At 72.5% G+C, this 20,055-nt stretch carries 16 protein-coding genes and 1 pseudogene; 13 read left to right on the top strand and 4 right to left on the bottom strand.

What is annotated here, in order from left to right:
- Positions 1–53: 53 nt before the first annotated feature.
- Together J2X64_RS07480 and J2X64_RS07475 are read right to left on the bottom strand one after the other, a co-directional pair.
- Entirely contained in the window at positions 54–998 is a 945-nt protein-coding gene (locus J2X64_RS07480) for a sugar ABC transporter permease (protein ID WP_310151800.1), read from the bottom strand.
- Positions 998–2,362, bottom strand: a pseudogene (locus J2X64_RS07475) (ABC transporter substrate-binding protein). Before J2X64_RS07475 ends, J2X64_RS07480 begins: the two are co-directional and overlap by 1 nt.
- A 135-nt stretch (positions 2,363–2,497) precedes the next feature.
- Between J2X64_RS07475 and J2X64_RS07470 the strand changes: the two are divergent.
- The 7 genes from J2X64_RS07470 to J2X64_RS07440 all read left to right on the top strand — a co-directional run bounded on the left by J2X64_RS07470 (position 2,498) and on the right by J2X64_RS07440 (position 11,351).
- Entirely contained in the window at positions 2,498–3,439 is a 942-nt protein-coding gene (locus J2X64_RS07470; protein ID WP_310151798.1) for a sugar-binding domain-containing protein, read from the top strand.
- A gap of 77 nt (positions 3,440–3,516) precedes the next feature.
- Positions 3,517–4,548, top strand: a complete 1,032-nt coding sequence (locus tag J2X64_RS07465; RefSeq protein ID WP_310151795.1) for a LacI family DNA-binding transcriptional regulator — start codon at positions 3,517–3,519, stop codon at positions 4,546–4,548.
- A 99-nt stretch (positions 4,549–4,647) separates the two neighbouring features.
- On the top strand, positions 4,648–5,922 hold the full coding sequence (locus tag J2X64_RS07460) for a sugar ABC transporter substrate-binding protein (RefSeq protein WP_310151792.1): 1,275 nt from the start codon (positions 4,648–4,650) through the stop codon (positions 5,920–5,922).
- Positions 5,923–5,924: 2 nt separating this feature from the next.
- A complete protein-coding gene (locus J2X64_RS07455; RefSeq protein WP_310151789.1) occupies positions 5,925–6,884 on the top strand; it encodes a sugar ABC transporter permease in 960 nt (319 codons plus the stop codon).
- A 7-nt stretch (positions 6,885–6,891) separates the two neighbouring features.
- Positions 6,892–7,713 carry a carbohydrate ABC transporter permease gene (locus J2X64_RS07450; protein ID WP_310151786.1) on the top strand — a complete coding sequence of 274 codons (822 nt, stop codon included), beginning with the start codon at positions 6,892–6,894 and terminating at the stop codon, positions 7,711–7,713.
- Between the two features lie 31 nt (positions 7,714–7,744).
- Positions 7,745–9,394: a glucoamylase family protein gene (locus tag J2X64_RS07445; RefSeq protein WP_310151783.1), complete on the top strand. Its 1,650-nt coding sequence runs from the start codon at positions 7,745–7,747 to the stop codon at positions 9,392–9,394.
- Positions 9,395–9,497: 103 nt separating this feature from the next.
- Positions 9,498–11,351, top strand: a complete 1,854-nt coding sequence (locus J2X64_RS07440) for a glycoside hydrolase family 3 N-terminal domain-containing protein (protein ID WP_310151780.1) — start codon at positions 9,498–9,500, stop codon at positions 11,349–11,351.
- A 158-nt stretch (positions 11,352–11,509) separates the two neighbouring features.
- On the opposite strand, the gene J2X64_RS07435 is transcribed toward J2X64_RS07440, so the two are convergent.
- Positions 11,510–12,568 carry an SGNH/GDSL hydrolase family protein gene (locus tag J2X64_RS07435; RefSeq protein ID WP_310151777.1) on the bottom strand — a complete coding sequence of 353 codons (1,059 nt, stop codon included), beginning with the start codon at positions 12,566–12,568 and terminating at the stop codon, positions 11,510–11,512.
- Positions 12,569–12,822: 254 nt separating this feature from the next.
- Between J2X64_RS07435 and J2X64_RS07430 the strand changes: the two genes are divergently transcribed.
- From J2X64_RS07430 to J2X64_RS07415, 4 genes are all read left to right on the top strand, one after another.
- Positions 12,823–13,197 (top strand): hypothetical protein, encoded by a 375-nt coding sequence (locus J2X64_RS07430; protein WP_310151774.1) that lies wholly within the window; start codon positions 12,823–12,825, stop codon positions 13,195–13,197.
- A 20-nt stretch (positions 13,198–13,217) separates the two neighbouring features.
- Positions 13,218–14,468, top strand: a complete 1,251-nt coding sequence (locus J2X64_RS07425) for a JmjC domain-containing protein (protein WP_310153156.1) — start codon at positions 13,218–13,220, stop codon at positions 14,466–14,468.
- Positions 14,465–15,382 (top strand): sucrase ferredoxin, encoded by a 918-nt coding sequence (locus tag J2X64_RS07420; RefSeq protein WP_310151771.1) that lies wholly within the window; start codon positions 14,465–14,467, stop codon positions 15,380–15,382. The genes J2X64_RS07425 and J2X64_RS07420 overlap by 4 nt, the downstream gene beginning before the upstream one ends.
- A gap of 78 nt (positions 15,383–15,460) precedes the next feature.
- Positions 15,461–15,853 (top strand): YkvA family protein, encoded by a 393-nt coding sequence (locus J2X64_RS07415; RefSeq protein ID WP_310151769.1) that lies wholly within the window; start codon positions 15,461–15,463, stop codon positions 15,851–15,853.
- A gap of 48 nt (positions 15,854–15,901) precedes the next feature.
- Here J2X64_RS07415 and J2X64_RS07410 read toward each other — a convergent pair whose 3' ends face one another.
- Complete coding sequence (locus J2X64_RS07410) at positions 15,902–17,578, bottom strand: metallophosphoesterase (RefSeq protein WP_310151766.1); 1,677 nt, start codon at positions 17,576–17,578, stop codon at positions 15,902–15,904.
- A gap of 59 nt (positions 17,579–17,637) precedes the next feature.
- Here J2X64_RS07410 and J2X64_RS07405 point away from each other — a divergent pair, with 59 nt between their 5' ends.
- Positions 17,638–18,321 carry an HAD-IA family hydrolase gene (locus J2X64_RS07405; RefSeq protein WP_310151763.1) on the top strand — a complete coding sequence of 228 codons (684 nt, stop codon included), beginning with the start codon at positions 17,638–17,640 and terminating at the stop codon, positions 18,319–18,321.
- 10 nt (positions 18,322–18,331) lie between these two features.
- The gene (locus tag J2X64_RS07400; RefSeq protein ID WP_310151761.1) at positions 18,332–19,987 is read left to right on the top strand and encodes an FAD-binding dehydrogenase; all 1,656 of its coding nucleotides are present in this window, start codon (positions 18,332–18,334) and stop codon (positions 19,985–19,987) included.
- Positions 19,988–20,055: the final 68 nt, after the last annotated feature.

Here is a 20,055-nt window from a genome sequence, read left to right as displayed (position 1 = left end):
GGTCGGTCTCGTAGTGGTCTCCGGCTCGGCCGCGGTGCTCCTCGTCGGCTGGCTCATCGGGTCTCCTCCCTGAACAGGCTGAAGGCGGTGCGCAGTGCGGCGGTCGCGATGAGGATGGTGCCGATCACCACGACCACGCCGGCGGCGGACGCCCGGCCGTAGTCCTGTGCGGTGTAGAAGGTCTGGTAGATGAAGTAGGGCAGGTTCGCCGTGCCGAGGCCCCCGGACGTGATCGTGAAGACGTGGTCGAAGTTCTGCACCACGTAGATCGCGCCGAGCAGCGCCGAGAGCTCGATGTACTGGCGCAGGTGCGGCAGCGTCATGCTCCGGAAGATCTGCCACGAGCTGGCCCCGTCGATCCGCGCCGCCTCGACGACGTCCAGCGGCCGGCTCTGCAGCCCCGCCAGCAGGATGAGCATCATGAACGGGGTCCACTGCCACACGAGGGCGGCGACGATCGCGATGAGCGGGTTGTTCGTGATCCAGTCCGGCTGCGGCGCGCTGTCCCCGAACACCGCCTTGAGCAGCCCGTTGAGCAGGCCGTACTCGGGGTTGTAGAGCGCGTGCTTCCACAGCAGCGCCGCCGCGACCGGCACGACGAGGAACGGCGTGATCATCAACGTGCGCACGGCCCCGCGACCGGCGAACCTGCGGTCGAGCAGCAGGGCGATCGCCAGGCCGAGGACGAGGCTGACGACGACCACGCTGACGGTCAGCAGGATGGTGACGAGCACTGCCGACCGGGTGTTGGTGTCGGTGAAGACGCGGGCGAAGTTGTCGAACCCCGCGAACCCGCGCTCGTCCGGGTAGTACGCGTTCCAGTTCATGAACGAGATGACCAGGGTCGCCAGGAACGGCACCTGGGTCATCACGATGATGAAGACGAGCGCGGGCAGCAGGGGTGCGCGTCGCGCCCACTCACCCGACTTCTGCAGGGCCCGTCGCGGCGATGTGGCCTCGCCTCTGCGCCCCGGACGGGCCGTTGCCGTGGTCGCCATCACTGCCCCCTTGACTGGTAGCGCTCGGCGACGTCGTCGGCGAGCTGTTGTCCCTTGTCGAGCGCGTCCTTCACCGACGTCTTGCCCGCGATGGCCGAGCTCACGTCCTGGCTGACCTGGGTGCCGAGGTCGGGGAACTCGGGGATGTCGACGAACTGGATGCCGATGGCCGGCCGCGGCTGCACGCCCGGGTTCTCCGGGTCGGCGGCCTCGATGGCGGCCTTGGTGGGCCCGGCGAAGGCGGAGGACACCTTGAGGTACTCGGGGTTCTCGTAGGTCGAGGCGCGCTTCCCGGCCGGCACCTTGGTCCAGCCCAGCTGGGTGCCGACGAGCTTCTCGTAGTCCTTGCCGCTGGCCCAGGAGATGAACTTCCAGGCGTTGTCCTTCTTGGTGCTGGCCTGCTGGATCGACCACGACCAGGCCTAGAGCCAGCCCGAGGAGTCCGTCTTCACGACCGGGGCCGGCGCGTAGCCGAACTTGCCCTTGGTGGGGGAGTCGTCGGCCTCGAGCGAGCCTGCCGCCGAGGTGGCGTCGTACCACATGGCCACGTTGCCCTGGACGAGGTTGTTGAGGCACTCGGTGAACCCCGCCTGCGGTGCGCCCTTCTCGCCGTGCGCGCGGACGAGGTCGACGTAGAACTGCACGGCCTGCCGGAACTCGGGCGCGTTCACCTTCGGCGTCCAGTCCTTCTCGAACCACGTGCCGCCGAAGGTGTTGACGACGGTGGTGAGCGGCGCGAAGAGCTGCCCCCAGCCGGGCTGCCCGCGCAGGCAGATCCCCCGCATGCCGGGCTTGGCGCCGTCGACCTTGGCCGCGATGTCGGCGACCTGCTGCCAGGTCGGCCTCGCCGGCATCGTGATGCCCTTGGCCTGCAGGATGTCCTTGCGGTACATGAGGAACGAGGACTCGCCGTAGAACGGCTCCCCGTAGACCTTGCCGTTGCTGGACAACGAGGTCCGCATCGGCTTGAGGATGTCCTGCTGGTCGAACGACGGGTCCTTGGCGATGTAGCCGTCGAGCGGGGCGATCCACCGCGCCTTGGCGTAGATCGGGATCTCGAAGTTCGACAGGGACGCGACGTCGTACTGACCGGCCTGGCTGGAGAACTCCTGGCTGATCTTGTCGCGCACGTCGTTCTCCGGCAGCACGGTGAAGTTCACCCGGATGCCGGTCTGCTTGGTGAAGTTCGCAGCGGTCAGCTTCTGCAGGTCGACCATCTGGGGGTTGTTGACCATGAGGACGTTGATGCTGTCCTTGCCGCCGCCACCCCCTCCGCCGCCACCCCAGCCGGCACAGGCCGACAGGCCCAGGGTCGTCGCCGTGGCGGCAGCCACCACCGCTGCTCGTGAGATCCGGTTTCGCACGCGTCCTCCTCCGTCACCGTCGACGGCTCCCTGATGGAACAGCTTGCTCTGCGCTCAGATGAGCGCCATGATGCGCAAACGAGTAACCCGAGTAAAACCGCGCCGGGGGACGCTGTCAACGGGGAGGATGGAGCCGTGACCGACGACGGACCCGCAGAGCTCGTCCTGCTCGCGGCCGTGGCTCGCAGGCACTACCTGCAGAACCAGTCGAAGGTGGAGATCGCCGAGGAGCTGGGGATCAGCCGGTTCAAGGTCGCCCGGCTGCTGGAGTCCGCCCGCGAGCGCGGCCTGGTCCGCATCGAGATCGTCCGCCAGGGCGCGCTCGACGTCGACGCGTCGGCTCGGCTCCAGGAGCGCTACGGCCTGCGCCACGCCGTCGTCGTCGAGCCGGCCGACCACGACCCCGGCTCCGTGCGGCACCAGCTCGGGCGCGCGGCCGCAGAGCTGCTCGCCGAGGTGCTCGAGCCCGGTGACGTGCTGGGCCTGCCCTGGTCACGGATGGTGCACGCCATGGTGGGGGCGCTCACGACGCTGCCCCCCGTGGAGGTCGTCCAGCTCACGGGTGCGATCGCGCTGCCGGACTTCGACAGCAGCGCCGTCGACATCGTCCGTCGGGCAGCGCGGCTGGCCGGCGGCCCGGCGCGGGTCTTCTATGCGCCCTTCGTCTTGGACAGCAAGGCGAGCGCCGACGCGCTGCGCCGCCAGCCGGCCGTCGCCGAGGGGATGCAGGCGGCCGCCCGGGTCACCAAGGCGGTCGTCGGGATCGGCAGGTGGGCCGAGGGGCAGTCGACGATCCACGACCTCCTCGACGAGGCGGAGCGTGCCACGCTGGCGCGTGCCGGAGTCGTCGGAGAGCTGGCCGGCGTCTTCTTCGACGCGAGCGGAAAACCGTTGCGCCCCAAGGTCGCTGCGCGGCTGGTGACCATCGACGCCGACGTGCTCGCCGGCATACCCGAGGTCGTCGCCGTGGCATCCGGCCACGCCAAGGCGCCCGCCGTCCGGGCGGCCCTCGGCGGTGGGCTCGTGCAGGGCCTGGTCGTCGACACCGGCCTCGCCGAGGCGCTGCTCGCCGACTGAGGAGCCTCTTGCCAGGCCGTCCGAACCTGTGGCAGGGTCGTTCATGTAAGCGCTTTCAACGATGAGAGGCGGACGACGTGGCGACTTCCTCCGGTCCCCGCGCGGGAGCGACGATCTACTCCGTCGCCGAGCGTGCGGGCGTCTCCATCGCCACCGTCTCGCGGGTCCTGCAGGGCTCGACCGCCGTCTCGGAGACGACCCGCCAGCGGGTGCTCGAGGCCGCCGACGAGCTCAGGTACGTGCCGCTCGGCGCCGCCCGCAGCCTGGCCGTCCGGCACCACGAGGCCCACGGGCTGCTGCTGCCCGAGCTCTCCGGTCCGTACTACTCCGAGCTGCTCATGGGCTTCGAGTCCCGCGCGGGCGAGCTGGGGCAGAGCGTCGTGCTCATGCTCGCCGAGGGCAAGCGCGACGTCGCCGCGGCGGTGCGCAAGCTCGCGACCCGCGTCGACGGGGTGGCCATGCTCGGGTCCTCCGCCATCCCCGACGCCGCGGTCACGGCCCTGCGCGGCAGCAAGCCGGTCGTGCTCATCGCCGGCGAGGCCCGGCCCGAGATCGACGCCGTCACCTCCGAGAACACCGGCAGCGCCCACGCCATGACCGTGCACGTCCTCGGGCACGGCCGGTCGCGGGTGCTCTTCGTGGGTGACCCGGACTCCGGCCCCGACGTGCGCGAGCGGTATGCCGGCTTCGTCGCCGCCCACGACGAAGCCGGCCTCGTGGCCGCCCCACCGGAGCGGGTCGCACTGCGCGAGAGCGCCGGCAGCGAGCTCGCGGACCGGGTGCTGTCGGGTGTCGTCACCGCCGACGCGCTCGTCTGTGCCAACGACGAGATCGCCCTCGCCGTCATGAAGCGGCTGCGCGAGGGCGGCCTGTCCGTCCCCGACGACGTCGCGGTCACCGGTTGGGACGACGTGATGACCGCCCGCTACGTCGTGCCCGGCCTGACCACGGTCCGCCAGCCCGTGCGCGAGCTGGGCGCCTTCGCCGCCGACCGCCTGCACGAGCGCATCACCGGCGCACCCGTGCTGCGGGACACCCGGATCATCCCCACCGAGCTCGTCATCCGGTCCTCGTGCGGCTGCGCCGCCGAGCCTGCGCCACGGCGCTGACCGCCCGCCACGCCAGACCTCAGCTCCCCGAGACCACCTCCAGCACGTCCGCAGAACACCGTTCCGTCCGCACCCCTCCCCAGGAAAGAGGAACCCCCGATGAGACGCACACCCGCGATCGCGGTCGCGACCCTCACCGCCGCAGCACTGGCCCTGAGCGCCTGCGGCCGCGACAACGCCGCCGCCGGCGGTGGCGCCGAGAAGGCCAGGGACATCAGCTCCGGCAAGGCCACCGGGACGCTCACCGTGTGGGCCATGGGCGCCGAGGGAGACAAGCTGCCCGACCTGCTCAAGGACTTCGAGGCCGCCAACCCCGGCGTCAAGGTCAACGTGACCGCCATCCCGTGGGACTCCGCCCATGACAAGTTCACGACCGCGATCACCGCCGGCACCACCCCCGACGCCGCGATGGTCGGCAGCACGTGGATGGGCGAGTTCGCCGCCCTGGGTGCGCTCGACCCGGTGCCGCCGTCGATCGACACGAGCGCGTTCTTCGAGGGCGCGCAGAAGACCAACGAGGTCGACGGGACGGACTACGGCATCCCCTGGTACGTCGAGACCCGCCTCGTCTTCTACCGGACCGACTTGGCGAAGAAGGCCGGGATCACGACGCCCCCCACCGACTGGGACGGGCTCAAGTCGATGGCCAGGGCCATGCAGACCAAGGCCGGCGCGAAGTACGGCATGGGGTTCCAGGCCGGGGGTCAGGGCTCGTGGCAGTCGATCATGCCGTTCGCGTGGTCGAACGGCGCCGACCTCACCAAGGACGGCGGCAAGGCCTACAACTTCGACGACCCGAAGATCCTCGAGGCCGTGAAGTACTACCAGAGCTACTTCACCGACGGGATCTCCGACAAGGCCGCCCCGAACACCCCGACGACCGAGCCCGACTTCAAGTCCGGCCGCGTCCCGATGTTCATCTCCGGTCCCTGGATGATGTCCGCCGTCGAGAAGGTCGGCGTGAAGAAGGACCAGTACGACGTCATGCAGGTGCCCGCGAAGGAGAAGTCGTCCTCCTTCGTCGGCGGCTCGAACTTCGCCGTCTTCAAGAAGTCGAAGAACCGTGACAGCGCCTGGAAGCTCGTGCAGTGGCTGTCCGACCCCAAGGTCCAGGCCAAGTGGTACGGCATGTCGACCGACCTGCCGTCGGTGAAGTCGGCGTGGGACGACCCCTCGATCTCCGGTGACCCCAAGCTCGCCACGTTTGGCAAGCAGCTCGAGACCGCGCAGGCCCCGCCGAGCTTCCCGTCGTGGGAGCAGGTGGCCACCGCCTTCGACACCGAGATGGAGAAGGTCATGAAGACCGGCGCCGACCCCGAGGCCGCGCTCAAGGCCACCCAGCAGCAGGCCGAGTCGATCGGCACCGGCCGGTAACCATGGGTGCCACCACGGTGACCGCCGCTCGCGAGGGGACGGACGAGACCCGTCCGTCCCCCCGCGGGGGCGGCGCGGCCGGGGCGTCCCGCCGGCGGCAGGGGATCGCCGCCTGGGTCCTCGCGCTGCCGTTCTGCCTGCTCTTCCTCGTCTTCACGGCCTGGCCGGTGCTGCAGTCGCTCTTCATGAGCTTCACGGACACCCGGGCCCGCGACCTGCGCACGCCGTTCGCCGTCGACGTCGTCGGGGTCGAGAACTACGCCAAGGCGCTCTCGGACCCGATCTTCCGCCAGTCGATGCTCAACACCGCCTACTTCGTGGTCGTCGGCGTCCCGCTCACCATGGCGATGGCGCTGGCTGCCGCCGTCGCCCTCGACCGCGGGATCACCCGGCTGCGCGGCCTGTTCCGGCTCGGCTTCTACACGCCGGTCATCACCTCGATCGTCGCCGTGGCGGTCGTCTGGCGGTTCCTGCTCGAGCGCGACTACGGGCTGCTCAACACCGCCCTGGGCTGGGTGGGCGTCGACGGGCCGAACTGGCTCGGCGACCCGGACTGGGCCATGCCCGGCCTGATCCTCATGGCGTCCTGGCGCAACTTCGGCACCGGCATGGTCATCTTCCTCGCCGGGCTGCAGGCCGTGCCGTGGATGCTGCACGAGGCCGCCGCCATCGACGGCGCCGGCGCCTGGCGGCGGTTCCGCCACATCACCCTGCCGCTGCTGCGCCCGACCCTGCTGTTCGTGTCGGTGACGACCGGCATCGGCTACCTGCAGTTCTTCGAGGAGCCGTTCGTCATGACCAACGGTGGCCCGCTCAACAGCACGATCTCCATGTCCATGTACACGTACCGGCAGTTCGGGTTCGGCAACTACGGCCTGGCCGCGGCGATGAGCTACATCATCTTCGTCATCGTCGCCGTCGTGACCGCGATCCAGTTCCGGCTGCTGCGAGAGAACACGTGAGGACGCCATGACCCGGACCCGTTCCCAGTGGTGGCTCTACGTCGTCCTGACCCTCGTGCTGGTCGTCGTCGTCGCACCGTTCGTGTGGATGGTGCTCGGCAGCTTCAAGACCCAGGGCGAGCTGCTGTCCAACCCGCCGACGTGGTGGCCGCACGCCGCGACGCTCGACAACTACACGCGGCTGTTCTCGCGGTTGAACTTCTCGCAGTACTTCCTCAACTCGACCGTCGTCGCGGTCTGCGTCACCGCGGGCAACCTGCTCTTCTGCTCGATGGTCGGCTACGCCCTCGCGATGCTGGACTTCCCCGGCCGGCGGGCGCTGTTCCTCGTCGTCATGGGCACGCTGCTCATCCCCGGCGTCGTGACGTTCGTGCCGCTGTTCGTCCTCGTGACGAACGTCGGCCTCGCGAACAGCCTGCCCGGCCTGGTCCTGCCCTTCCTCGTCAGCCCGTTCGGCGTCTTCCTCATGCGGCAGTACATCAGCGGACTGCCGCGCGACCTGCTCGACGCGGGCCGGGTCGACGGCGCGAGCGAGCTGCGCATCTTCGCGCGGATCTTCCTGCCGCTGTGCGGACCCGCACTCGCGACCCTGGGGATCCTCACCTTCCTCGGGTCGTGGAACAACTTCCTCTGGCCGCTCGTGGTCGCGCAGGAGGAGAGCAGGTACACCCTCCCCGTCGCCCTCGCCCTCTACTCCAAGGGCCAGAACTCGACGCAGTACGGGCTGCTCCTCGCCGGGGCCACCGTCGTCGTCATCCCCGTCCTCGCGATCTTCCTCGCCTTCCAGCGCCGCTTCATCGAGGGAATCGCCTCCACCGGCATCAAGTGACCGCACCCACCCCCTGAAGATCGGAACCGTCATGGCCACCCCTTCGCCCGACTCCCGTCCCACGCCGTCCCTGCCCACCCCCTCCCGTCGCCAGCTGCTCGTCGGCGCCACCGCCGCGGCCGCCGTCGGCCTCACCGCCACCCGGGCGAGTGCCTCGACGTATGCCGGTGCGCCGGCGCGCGCGGCCGGCGCACCGGCATACGTGCGCGGCAGCGGCGGGGACGTCCACGCGACGCGCATCCGCACGTGGGCGGCCGACACGTGGCGCAGCCTCGTGGCCATGACCGACCCGTCGACGGGCCTGCCGGCCGACAACATCCCGGAGACCCTTGCGGCACAGGACCGCTCGGGCTACACGTCGCCCACCAACATCGGTGGGCTGCTGTGGTCCACCGTCGTCGCCCGGGACCTCGGCATCATCAGCCGCGGCGAGTGCACGACCCGCCTCCTGCGCACCCTGCGCACGGTCGACCGGCTCGAGCACCACACCCCGAGCGGGATGTTCTACAACTGGTACGACGAGGCGAGCGGCGAGGTCCTCACGACCTGGCCGGACGACGGCAACCGTGTCTACCCGTTCCTGTCGAGCGTCGACAACGGCTGGCTGGGCGCGGCCCTGCGGGTCGTGATGAACGCCGACCCGGGGGCGGCGCCGCTGGCGCGCAGGATCTTCGGCCGGATGCGCTGGGACATGTTCTACGACGCGGACACCTCCCACCCCGGGGTCCGACCCGGCGGCCTCATCCACGGCGGGTTCTACGACGCACCACCGCCGCCCGGGTTCTCGGGCTACACCGGCAACCACACCGGCGTCGGCCCGGACGTCTGGTACACGAACCACCACTACGACACCACCGTGTCCGAGACGCGGATCACGAGCTACCTCGGCATCCTCACCGGCCAGATCCCGGGCAGGCAGTACTACGCGATGTGGCGCACCTTCCCGGCCAGCTGCGACTGGGCGTGGCCGGAGATGCAGCCGGTCGGCGAGACCCGCACCTACGACGGCATCGAGGTGTTCGAGGGCGCGTACACCTACCGCGGCATGCGGATCGTCCCGGGCTGGGGCGGCAGCATGTTCGAGGAGCTCATGCCCGACATGTTCGTCCCGGAGTCGAGCTGGGCACCGCGCTCGTGGGGGCTCAACCACCCGCTGCACGTGCGGGCGCAGCGCGAGCACGGGTTGCTCGAGGCCGGCTACGGCTACTGGGGCTTCTCGCCGTCGAGCAACCCCGCAGGCGGCTACCGGGAGTACGGCGTGGACCAGCTCGGCATGAACCCGGACGGCTACTTCTCCGACCAGGAGAAGACCAACGTCGACGCCGGGTTCGGCGACTGCCGCGAGGGGACGAACCCGCACCCGACGTTCGGTGACGGCGTGGTCACCCCGCACGCGTCGTTCCTCGCGATGATGCACGAGCCGCGGGAGGCGGCCGCCAACCTCGCGCGGATCCAGGACGAGCTCGGTGCCTACGGCCGCGGCGGCTTCTTCGACGCCGTCGCCGTCCGGTCCGGCACGGTCGCCCGCCGCTACCTGTCGCTGGACCAGGCGATGGTGATGGGCTCGATCGGGAACGTGTTGGCGGACAACGTGATCCGTCGCGCGTTCAGCACCCGCGACGTGGAGCGCGCCCTGCGTCCAGTCCTCGGTGTGGAAGAGTTCGGAGCCGGACCCGCCTGACCCCCGTGGGCGCGTCCCCACCCCCTGACGGGGACGCGTCCACGGGCCCACCACCCGTCGCCCGGCGCGGCGGGACCGCACGACCCCACGACGAAAGGCACGCATGGAGCCCGTGAGGAAGACCTCACCGGACGGAGTCCAGTACCGCGACCTCAACCGCAACGGCCGGATGGACCCGTTCGAGGACCCCCGCCTGACGGTGGAGGAGCGGGTCGCGGACCTCCTCCCGCGCCTCTCCCTGGAGGAGAAGGCCGGGCTGATGTTCCACACCGTCATCGAGGCCGGCACGGACGGCACGGTCAAGGAGGCGCCGGGGGCGATCAGCAAGTCGCCGACCAGTGACGTGGTCCTGCGCAAGCACCTCACCCACTTCAACGTGCACGCCCTCGACGACGCCCGCATGGCGGCCCGCTGGCACAACGCCCTCCAGGCCATCGCCGAGCAGGCGCCCCACGGCATACCGGTCACGGTGTCGACGGACCCGCGGCACTCCTTCATCGAGAACGCCGGCGCGTCCTTCGCGGCCAAGGCGTTCTCGCAGTGGCCCGAGGCGCTCGGCCTGGCCGCCCTGCGCGACGAGGACCTCGTGCGGCAGTTCGGCGACGTCGCCCGGCAGGAGTACGTCGCGGTCGGGATCCGGATGGCCCTGCACCCCACCCTCGACCTCGCGACCGAGCCGCGGTGGGCCCGGCAGTCGGGCACGTTCGGGCAGGACCCCGACCTCGTGAGCCGGCTGGGCGTGGCCTACCTCAAGGGGTTCCAGCAGGACGTGCTCGGCCCGGACAGCGTCGCCTGTGTCAGCAAGCACTTCCCCGGCGGCGGCCCGCAGAAGGACGGCGAGGACGCGCACTTCCCCTACGGCCGCGAGCAGGTCTACCCGGGCGGCCGGTTCGAGGACCACCTCAAGCCGTTCCCGGCGGTCATCGAGGCCGGGACCGCGGCGATCATGCCCTACTACGGCATGCCGGTCGGGCTGGAGATCGACGGCGAGAAGATCGAGGAGGTCGGCTTCGGCTACAACAGGCAGGTCGTGACCGGCCTGCTGCGCGAGAAGCTCGGCTACGACGGCGTCGTCCTCACCGACTGGGAGCTCGTCAACGACAACCACGTCGGCGACCAGGTGCTCCCGGCCCGGTCGTGGGGCGTCGAGCACCTCGACCCGCACGGCCGGATGGAGCTCATCCTCGAGGCGGGTGCCGACCAGTTCGGCGGCGAGGAGTGCGTCGAGGTGCTGCTCGACCTCGTCCGCGACGGCCGGGTGAGCGAGGCGCGCATCGACGAGTCGGCCGCCCGGCTGCTCACCGTGAAGTTCCGCCTCGGCCTCTTCGACGACCCCTACGTGGACGAGGAGGCCGCAGCGGTCACCGTGGGGCGCAAGGACTTCCGCGACGCCGGGTATGCCGCACAGGCCGCGTCGGTCACGGTCCTCCAGAACGGCACGGACCACCGGGCGCCAGTGCTACCCCTCGCCCGGAGCCGCCGCGTCTACGTGGAGAACCTGTCTCCCGACGCGGCGTCGCAGCTCGGCGAGGTCGTCCAGCGCCCGGAGGACGCCGACGTCGCGGTGGTGCGCCTGCACGCGCCGTTCGAGCCACGGTCGGACCTGTTCCTCGAGTCGTGGTTCCACCAGGGGTCGCTCGACTTCGCGCCGGGGCTCGTGTCGCGGCTCGAGCGCATCGCCCGGTCGTGCCCCCTCGTCCTCGACGTGGTGCTCGACCGGCCGGCGGTGCTGACACCGCTGCTGCCGTTCGCGAGCGCGGTGGTCGGCAGCTACGGCAGCAACGACCACGCCCTCGTGGACGCTCTCACCGGGGTCGTCGAGCCGGTCGGCCGACTGCCGTTCGACCTGCCGCGGTCGATGGAGCAGGTCCGCCGGCACGGGGAGGACGTCCCCGGGTACGACGACCCGCTCTTCCCCTTCGGCCACGGCCTCGGCCTGCCCGCGCCCACCGGCTGAGCCCGCGCGCAACGCCCGGCCCGGCCGCATACCTCCCCTCCTGCCCCCCCGTAGAACGGCGGTTGCTCGACGACCCGCGGGATGACAACCCGCGGGAAGCCGCGCAACCGCCGTTTCGCGGAAGGGGGTGGAGCGGTGGGCGTCGGTGTGGCCCTGCGTCAGCGGGCGTGGGTGGCGGCCCAGGCGCGGTCCTGGCGCTGGGACCACAGGCGGTCCGCCGCGTCGATGCTCGCCCGGCTCGACAGGTCGACGCCGGCCCGGTGTGCCGCCGCCTTCGCGCGGGCGGTCGTGAGGTCCGGCGCGCGGAACTGCTCGGGCACGATCGTGCGGTCGGCCGCGGCATACCGGCGCTGCTGCGTCGCCAGCGTCGTGCTGGAGTCGGCCGCCACCCGCAGGGTGGCCGCGGTGACGGTCAGCGCCGAGCCGGTGAGCGGTGTGCTGACGAGCGGGGCGTAGCCGTCGCGGTGCCCGGCGACGTTCGGGTGGTAGCTCTCGCTGACCGGGTTGGACAGGCCGTTGAGCCACTCGGTGCTGTCGCAGACGGCGTGGCCGGTGAAGCGGCTCGTCGGGTTGGCGAACGAGAAGCCCCTGGCCGACGCCTGCGCCGACAGCTTGCTGTTGAGCAGGTCGGCGGTCGAGTTGAGCCGCGACTCCTCGGTGGGGGAGAACCAGGTGAACGCGTTGCAGTCCTCGCCGTTGAAGATCCGCGGGTAGCCGACGACGGTGACGCGCGCGTTGGGCGCCTTGGCCCGGATCGAGGAGTAGAGGGTCGACAGCCGGCCCGGGAGGACGTTGTTGATGATGTACTGCGCGTCGTCGATGGCGCCGTTGCAGTCGCTCATCCAGCCCGGCTGGGCGCACTCGGTGAGGACGTCGGCGAACCCGGCGTCGTTGCCCCCCACGGAGATCGACACGTAGGTCGTGCCCGAGCCGAGCGCCGACAGCTGGGTGTTGGTGACGTCGGCGACCTTCGCGCCGGAGCAGGCGCGGAAGTTCAGCGCGAGGCCCTTGTTGGCCGCGATGAGCGAGGGGTAGGCGTAGACCGAGCGCTGGCACGAGGTGCCGTCGTTGATGTACGTGCGGGTCCCCACGCCGGAGGAGTACGAGTCGCCGAGCGCGACGTACGAGCTCGCCGCCGATGCGGGTGTGGCCGAGATGGTCAGGGCCGTCGCGACACCGAGTGCCGCGAGCGCGCCGAACGTGCGGGTTCTCGCCATTGAGGTCTCCCTGCGGTCCAGTGGGTCGGTGGTCCGCACCCTAGGGCGGCGCCCGCTCGCGGCGGGAGGGTCGGGGACGGACCCTTGCCAAGTCCTGACCATCCGCAGGCCAGCCCGCGACCCGCGCTCCGAACCCCGCCCCGAACCGGGCCCTGACCTGCGCAGACGCCGTCGGCTCGAGTGGCGGGGCGCCCGGCGAGGGCATAGGAATAACGGGCGACGCACGGGCGTCGCCGAACCCAGGGAGAAGAGCCATGAGCGAGACCCCCATGAACGACGACGACACGATGGGCACGGGCGAGGGTCCGGCCGACGGCGGCGCGAACGCAGGCGGCCACGACGGCGGAGCCGACGGTGGCGCTGGTGGCGAGGGCACGGCCGACGGCGGCGCGAACCTCGGCGGCCACGACGGCGGGGCCGATGGCGGAGCCGACGGTGGCGCTGGTGGCGAGGGCACGGCCGACGGCGGCGCGAACCCCGGTGGCCACGACGGCGGTGCCGACGGCGGGGCGGATGGCGGCGCGGACGGTGGCGCCGGTGGCGAGGGCACTGCCGACGGTGGCGCGAACGCAGGTGGCCACGACGGCGGAGCCGACGGTGGCGCGGACCCGGCCGACCGGGGCCTGTGAGCGCAGCTGAGCCGACCGTCGTGACGACGACCGACCAGCACCGGGAGCACGTCCAGTCGGGCGGGCTCCCGGTGCTGTCGCGGCTCGTGGGGGTCGAGCCCGAGGAGTTCGCCCGCCGCTACTGGTCCCGCGAGCCGCTGCTGACCCGCGCGGCCGACCTGCCGCTGCCCTTCGACGACCTGTTCTCCGCGGCCGCGGTGGACGAGCTCGTCTCCACCCGCGGCCTGCGCACGCCGTTCCTGCGCATGGCCAGGAACGGCACGACCCTGCCCGAGCGCAGCTTCACCCGCGGCGGCGGCATCGGCGCCGCGATCGCCGACCAGGCCAGTGACGACGCCGTCCTGTCCCACTTCGCCGACGGCGCCACGCTCGTGCTGCAGGGCCTGCACCGGACCTGGGAACCGGTGGTGCGTTTCTCCCAGTCCCTCGCCGCCGGGCTCGGCCACCCGGTGCAGGTGAACGCCTACGTGACGCCGCCCCAGAACACGGGCTTCAGCGACCACTACGACGTCCACGACGTCTTCGTCCTGCAGGTCGCGGGCGAGAAGCGCTGGCGCATCCGGCCCCCGGTGCACCCGCTGCCCCTGCGTGACGAGCCGTGGACCGACCACCGCGCCGCCGTCGAGGAGGCGGCCGCGGGAACCGACCCCCTCATCGAGACGACCTTCCGTCCGGGCGACTGCCTGTACCTGCCCCGCGGCTACCTGCACTCCGCCACGGCCCTCGGCGGCACGAGCATCCACCTCACGATCGGGGTGCACGCCTGGACGCGACGGCACGTCGCCGACCAGCTCGTGCGGGCCGCCGTGGCCCGTGCGTCCCGCGGCTCCGAGCTGCGGTCCGCCCTCGCCGTGGGAACCGACCTCGTCACCGCCGGCCCGGACCACGACGACGTCGAGGCCGTGCGCCGGGCCCTGCTCGACGCCATCGCGGAGGTCGACGCCAGCGAGCTCGCCGCCGGCCTGGCCGGTGCGGCGCGCGCCGCGCAGCGACCGGCTCCGCTGTCGCCGCTGGCCCAGGCCGAGGCGGCCGCCGCCGCCGTCGAGTCCACCGTCGTGCGGGTCCGCGACCACGTCGAGGCCACCCTCGAGCCGGCCCCCGGTGGGGCGGGTGGCACGGTGCTGCGCAGCCGGGTGGGTGCGCTCCCCGTCGCGGGCGGCGACCTCGCGGCCGTCGAGGCCCTGCTCGCGGACGGGCAGGCGAGCGCCGGTGCCCTGGGGGTCGAGCTGGCGCGCACGCTGCTGCGCACGGGCGTCGTCGTCCCCGGATGACCACGCCCCGCTGCTCGACGTCGGCGCGGCGTCGCGGCGACCCCATGCTCGGGACCGCCGCGCCCGCCACCCGCTGGCTCCTCCTCGAGCACCCGGGCGGGTGGCTGCCCGCCGCGTTCGACAGCCCCGGCCTGCCACGCGAGATGGGCACGACCGTCCACCGCACCGCCCTCGCCGTGGGTGGCCGCGCCGTCCTCGTCCGTCGACCGGGACGCCGCCCTTCCGGCGCCCAAAGGCACTGGGGCGTCGTGGACACCGACGGCCGCCAGCAGTGGGGCACCTGGTCCGGTGCCGACGGGCTCGAGGCCGCCGTCGCCGCGCTGCGTGACGGCCCGGACCCCCGCGGCGGCTCCGGTCCCGGCGGCGGCTCCAGCCCTGCCGGAGAGCCGGGCCCCCAGCTGCTCGTGTGCACCCACGGCCGGCACGACGTCTGCTGCGCCGTCCGTGGCCGACCGGTCGCCGCGGCCGTGGCGGACCGGTGGCCGGAGCAGACGTGGGAGTGCTCGCACATCGGCGGCGACCGCTTCGCCGCGAACCTGCTCGTCGTCCCGGACGGCACCACCTACGGCGGGCTCGACCCCGACTCCGCCGTCGCCGTCGTGGAGGGGCACCTGGCCGGCCGGGTCGACGTCGAGCACCTGCGCGGGTTCTCGACGGTCCCACCGCCCGTCCAGGCGGCGCTCGCCGCCGTCCTGCGCGACCACGGCGACGGGGGTCCGCGGGACGTCCGGCCCGGCGCGGTCACCGCCACCGCCGCCGACACGTGGGAGGTCGAGGTCCTCGGTGGCGCCGGCCTGCCCGCCCGCACGGTCGTCGACGTACGCCGCGGGACCCAGCCGGCGGCCCGCCTCACCTGCCGGGCGCCGGGGGAGGCGACGGCATACACGTATGCCGCGATGCCCCGCCCCCGGTGAGGGCTGCGGGACGCGCGACGCACCACCTCCGCGTAGACCCGTCGTCGGCGGTCGGGCCGGCGCTGGGAGGATGGGCGCGTGCGTGAGGTGGTCGTGTCGCTCGTCGCCGCCCTCGCGGTGGCGTGGCTCGCGCTCGTCGTCGCGCTGCTCGTGGCGCGCCCCCGCGGCGGCGCGCTGACCGAGTCCGTGCGCCTCCTGCCGGACCTCGTCCGCCTCGTCAAGGACCTCGTGACCGACCGGTCGCAGCCGGCGTCGGTCCGGTGGCGGCTCGTCGCCCTGGCCGCCTACCTGGCGCTCCCGTTCGACCTGGTGCCGGACTTCATCCCGGTCGTCGGGTACGCCGACGACGTCGTGGTCGTGCTCTGGACGCTGCGGTCGGTGCTGCGCCGCGTCGGGGTCGAGGAGTGCCGCCGCCGGTGGCGCGGCACGGACGACGGCTTCGACGCCCTGCGCCGGCTCACCCGCGTCTGAGCTGCGCCCGCACGCCGATCCGCGGGGGTGAGCGGCCGGGCGGGTGCGTCAGGGGCTGGTGGACGCGGGTGTCGTGGCCGTGATGCGCTCGGTCGTGCGTCCGAGGTCGGGGGAGCACGAGCGCGCCGCTGACGCCCCCTTGGTCGCCGTCGCCGTCGCCGTGCCGGACGACCGGGTCGCGCCCGGCAGCTGCGGCGCGGCGGACTCGATCCGCGAGCCGTTGATGAGGGTGACGTCGTCGTACGCCGGACGCCCCTCGACCACGTTGCGGAACTGGTAGCGCGTGAGGGAGGCGAGCCGGCAGTCGTCGCCGAACGCCGCGATGTCGAACGCCGACGGCTGGCCGGTGAGCTCCTCGCCGTTGCCGCCCTCGGCGACGAAGTGGCTGAACGGCCCGCCGCCGGTGAAGGTGCCGACCTGGATCCGGTTCCCCTCCAGGGCCGCGGTGTGCATGTGCCCGTTGACGCGTATGCCGGCCCGCTTCACGTCCTCGACGGCGGCCGGCTCGTGCGACACCAGGATGTCGGGCGACGGCTGGTCGGCCATGGCCGCGACGTACCGGGCGGCGGCGGGCTTCTGCTTGGCGGCGTTGTCCTGGTTGTCGTCCCCGAACCAGCGCGGGTCGTTGAAGCCCGCGATCCGCACGCCGGCGATCGACTCGACCCGGTAGGTCGTGTCGTCGGGCTGGAGCAGGACCACGTTGGGGACCTTGGCGAGCCGGTCGAGCAGCTCGCGGTCGACGTCGGAGCGCGCGTCGTGGTTGCCCTTGACGAACAGGTACGGCACCCCGAGGGACTCGATCCCCTTGAACACCCCGGCGGCCTCGGCCTCGGTCGCGGTTCCGAAGTTGACGAGGTCGCCCGCGTCGATGACGGCGTCGACGCGCTCGCGCTGCACGATCGTGCGCATCAGCGGGTACTGGTTGCCGCCGTGGATGTCCGAGACGAGCAGGAACCGGGCGGCGACCGGGCTGCTGAGGTTCTGCGGCGCGTACTTGTCCTGCAGCGCGGACGACAGCGCCAGCAGGTTCTTGAGGTACGGCGTGGTCTGCTCCGCGCGGGTCTCGACGCCCTCGAGCAGGTCGGCGTTGCGCTGGACGGCGCCGAGGATGCCGGTGGTGGAGAAGGACGCGAACCGTTCCGGCTGGTACGTCCACGCCACGACGGCGAAGGTCACCAGGCAGGACGTCGTCCAGGTCACGACCGTGCCCCACTGCACGGCGCGCAGGGGGAGCCGGCGTCCGGCGGGCCGCGCCCGCTGGCGGCGCCACACGGCATACCCGCCGAGCAGGAGGGCCGCCACGAACAGCGCGCCGAGCGCGAACCGCAGGGCCAGCCCGGTCGCGGCGTCGGTGGCGGCCTTCTCGAGCTCGAGCGGGCCGGGCTCCAGCGAGCGGACCGAGATGTTGGGGCGGGAGAGCAGCTCGGTGATCCGCTCCTTGACCTGGACCTCGGCACGGATGCCCGGCGCAGGCACGATGCCGCCGAACTCGAGGCGGATGTTGCCGAAGGTGGTCGGCGCCGTGATGGTCGAGATGTCGCCCGGGTCGAGCGACAGCCGCAGCGTCGCGTCGTAGTTGAGGGTGCCGGCGTGCACCGGGAACAGCGTCGTCGCGGCCACCCCGCCGGTGTTGCAGGCCACGAAGACGGCGAGCGCCGCCACCACCCGACCGAGCCACCGGAGCACACCGGTGCCGCGTCGCGCGCTTCCTGCCGGCGTGCCCACCCGACCACCGTAACCGGCTCTCCCGGCGGGCACCGGGGACGGCACCTAGGGTTGCGCGTATGCCGCCGAGCCCCAACCCGTTCGAGGGCCGCGACTTCGCGGCAGTGCTGTTCGACATGGACGGGACGCTGATCAACTCGATCCCGGTCGTCATCCGGTCGTGGGTCCAGTGGGCCGGCGAGATGGGGGTGGACCCCCGGCGGCTGGCCGGCTTCCACGGCGTGCCGGCGCGCGGGGTCGTGGAGGCGCTGCTGCCTGCGGAGATGGTCGACGACGCCGTCGCGCGCATCGAGCAGATCGAGGTCGGCGACACCGCCGGCATCACGGTCCTGCCCGGGACGCTCGACGCGCTCGAGGTGCTCACCGCCGGCGACCCGCAGCACTGCGCCATCGTCACCTCCTGCACCGAGCCGCTGGCCGCGGTGCGGATCGGGGCCACCCGGCTGCCCGTGCCGGCCGTGGTCGTCACCGCCAGCGACGTCGACCGGGGCAAGCCACACCCGGACCCCTACCTCCTGGGGGCGCGCCGGCTGGGCGTCGACCCGGCCGACTGCCTGGTCGTGGAGGACGCGCCCGGCGGTCTCGAGGCCGGGCGGGCCGCGGGCTGCGCGACCCTCGCCGTCACCACGACGACCGACCCGGCGGACCTGCTCGCCGACGCGGTGGTCACCGACCTCGGCGAGGTCCGGTTCGCGCTCGACGGTGGCCGCGTTCGCGTGACGACGGGAGTTACCCGGCCATAGGTTGAGGCGCATGGACGCTGACGTCATCGTCGTGGGGGCCGGCCTCGCCGGTCTCGTCGCCACCGCGGAGCTCGCGGACGCCGGACGCCGCGTCCTCCTCGTCGACCAGGAGAGCGCGACGAACCTCGGCGGCCAGGCGTTCTGGTCCTTCGGCGGACTGCTGTTCGCCGACAGCCCCGAGCAGCGGCGGATGGGCGTCAAGGACAGCGCCGAGCTGCTGTGGCAGGACTGGCAGGGCTCGGCCGGGTTCGACCGGCTGCAGGACGAGGACCGCTGGCCGGTCCAGTGGGCAAGGGCCTACTGCGACTTCGCCGCGGGGGAGAAGCGGTCGTGGCTGCACCAGCAGGGGATGCGCTGGTTCCCGGTCGTCGGCTGGGCCGAGCGCGGGGACGGCAGCGCGTCCGGCCACGGCAACTCGGTACCGCGGTTCCACATCACCTGGGGTACCGGCCCCGGCGTGCTCGAGCCGTTCCTGCGCAGGGTCGGCGAGCACGTCGCCACCGGCCGGGTCGAGCTGCGGCACCGGCACCAGGTCGACGAGCTCGTCACCGACGGCGGTGCCGTCACCGGCGTGCGCGGCACCGTGCTCGCCGACGACCCGGCCGAGCGCGGGCGCCCCACGAACCGCGACGCGGTGGGTGAGTTCGAGCTCACCGCCCAGGCTGTGGTCGTCACCAGCGGGGGCATCGGCGCCAACCACGACCTCGTCCGCGCTAACTGGCCGGAGCGGCTCGGCACCCCGCCGGACCGGATGATCACGGGCGTCCCGGCATACGTCGACGGGCGCATGCTCGCCATCACCGAGCGGGCCGGCGGGCGCCTGGTCAACCGCGACCGGATGTGGCACTACGTCGAGGGCATCTCGAACTGGGACCCGATCTGGCCCGCCCACGCGATCCGCATCCTGCCCGGCCCGAGCTCGATGTGGTTCGACGGCAACGGCGACCGCCTCCCGGCGCCGTTCTTCCCCGGGTTCGACACGCTCGGGACGCTGGCCCACCTGCGGCAGACCGGGCACGACCACTCGTGGTTCGTCCTCACCACGCGCATCCTCGGCAAGGAGTTCGCCCTCTCCGGCAGCGAGCAGAACCCCGACCTCACGGGCAAGTCCGTCAGGGGCGTGCTCGGCCGCGCTCGCACCGACATCCCCGCGCCGGTGAAGGCGTTCCTCGAGCGCGGCGCCGACTTCGTCTCGGCCGACACGCTGCGCGAGCTCGTCGAGAAGATGAACCGGCTCACCCCCGACGCCCCCCTCGACCTCGCCCACGTCGAGCGGCAGGTGCGCGACCGCGACGCCCAGGTCGAGAACGCGTTCTCCAAGGACGCCCAGGTCACCGCCATCCGCGGGGCGCGGAACTACCGCGGGGACAAGCTGATCCGCACTGCCGCACCGCACCGGATCCTCGACCCCGAGGCCGGCCCGCTCGTCGCCGTCCGCCTCAACGTCCTGACCCGCAAGACCCTCGGCGGCCTGGAGACCGACCTCTCCGCGCGCGTCCTGTCCGCGTCGGGGGAGCCGGTGCCCGGCCTGTATGCCGCGGGCGAGGTCGCCGGGTTCGGCGGCGGTGGCGTGCACGGGTACCGCTCGCTGGAGGGGACGTTCCTCGGCGGGTGCATCTTCAGCGGGCGCACCGCCGGACGCGCGGCCGCGGCCGAGGTCGGCTGACCCGGTCCGGCAGACCGGGGTGCCCGACTCCGTGCCCGACCTCGGACGGCCGCGATGGCGCAGGCCCC

This window comes from Phycicoccus sp. 3266 (assembly GCF_031456495.1).
Classification (GTDB): Bacteria; Actinomycetota; Actinomycetes; order Actinomycetales; family Dermatophilaceae; genus Pedococcus.
Note: the sequence above shows the minus strand (reverse complement) of the source record. Positions and strands in the feature narration are given on the sequence as shown.

Excerpts from the sequence above, each read along its gene's own strand:
- J2X64_RS07480 (WP_310151800.1), bottom strand. The coding sequence starts at position 998 with ATGGCGACCACGGCAACGGCCCGTCCGGGGCGCAGAGGCGAGGCCACA.
- J2X64_RS07460 (WP_310151792.1), top strand. The coding sequence starts at position 4,648 with ATGAGACGCACACCCGCGATCGCGGTCGCGACCCTCACCGCCGCAGCA.
- J2X64_RS07455 (WP_310151789.1), top strand. The coding sequence starts at position 5,925 with ATGGGTGCCACCACGGTGACCGCCGCTCGCGAGGGGACGGACGAGACC.
- J2X64_RS07450 (WP_310151786.1), top strand. The coding sequence starts at position 6,892 with ATGACCCGGACCCGTTCCCAGTGGTGGCTCTACGTCGTCCTGACCCTC.
- J2X64_RS07445 (WP_310151783.1), top strand. The coding sequence starts at position 7,745 with ATGGCCACCCCTTCGCCCGACTCCCGTCCCACGCCGTCCCTGCCCACC.
- J2X64_RS07440 (WP_310151780.1), top strand. The coding sequence starts at position 9,498 with ATGGAGCCCGTGAGGAAGACCTCACCGGACGGAGTCCAGTACCGCGAC.
- J2X64_RS07435 (WP_310151777.1), bottom strand. The coding sequence starts at position 12,568 with ATGGCGAGAACCCGCACGTTCGGCGCGCTCGCGGCACTCGGTGTCGCG.
- J2X64_RS07430 (WP_310151774.1), top strand. The coding sequence starts at position 12,823 with ATGAGCGAGACCCCCATGAACGACGACGACACGATGGGCACGGGCGAG.
- J2X64_RS07420 (WP_310151771.1), top strand. The coding sequence starts at position 14,465 with ATGACCACGCCCCGCTGCTCGACGTCGGCGCGGCGTCGCGGCGACCCC.
- J2X64_RS07405 (WP_310151763.1), top strand. The coding sequence starts at position 17,638 with ATGCCGCCGAGCCCCAACCCGTTCGAGGGCCGCGACTTCGCGGCAGTG.
- J2X64_RS07400 (WP_310151761.1), top strand. The coding sequence starts at position 18,332 with ATGGACGCTGACGTCATCGTCGTGGGGGCCGGCCTCGCCGGTCTCGTC.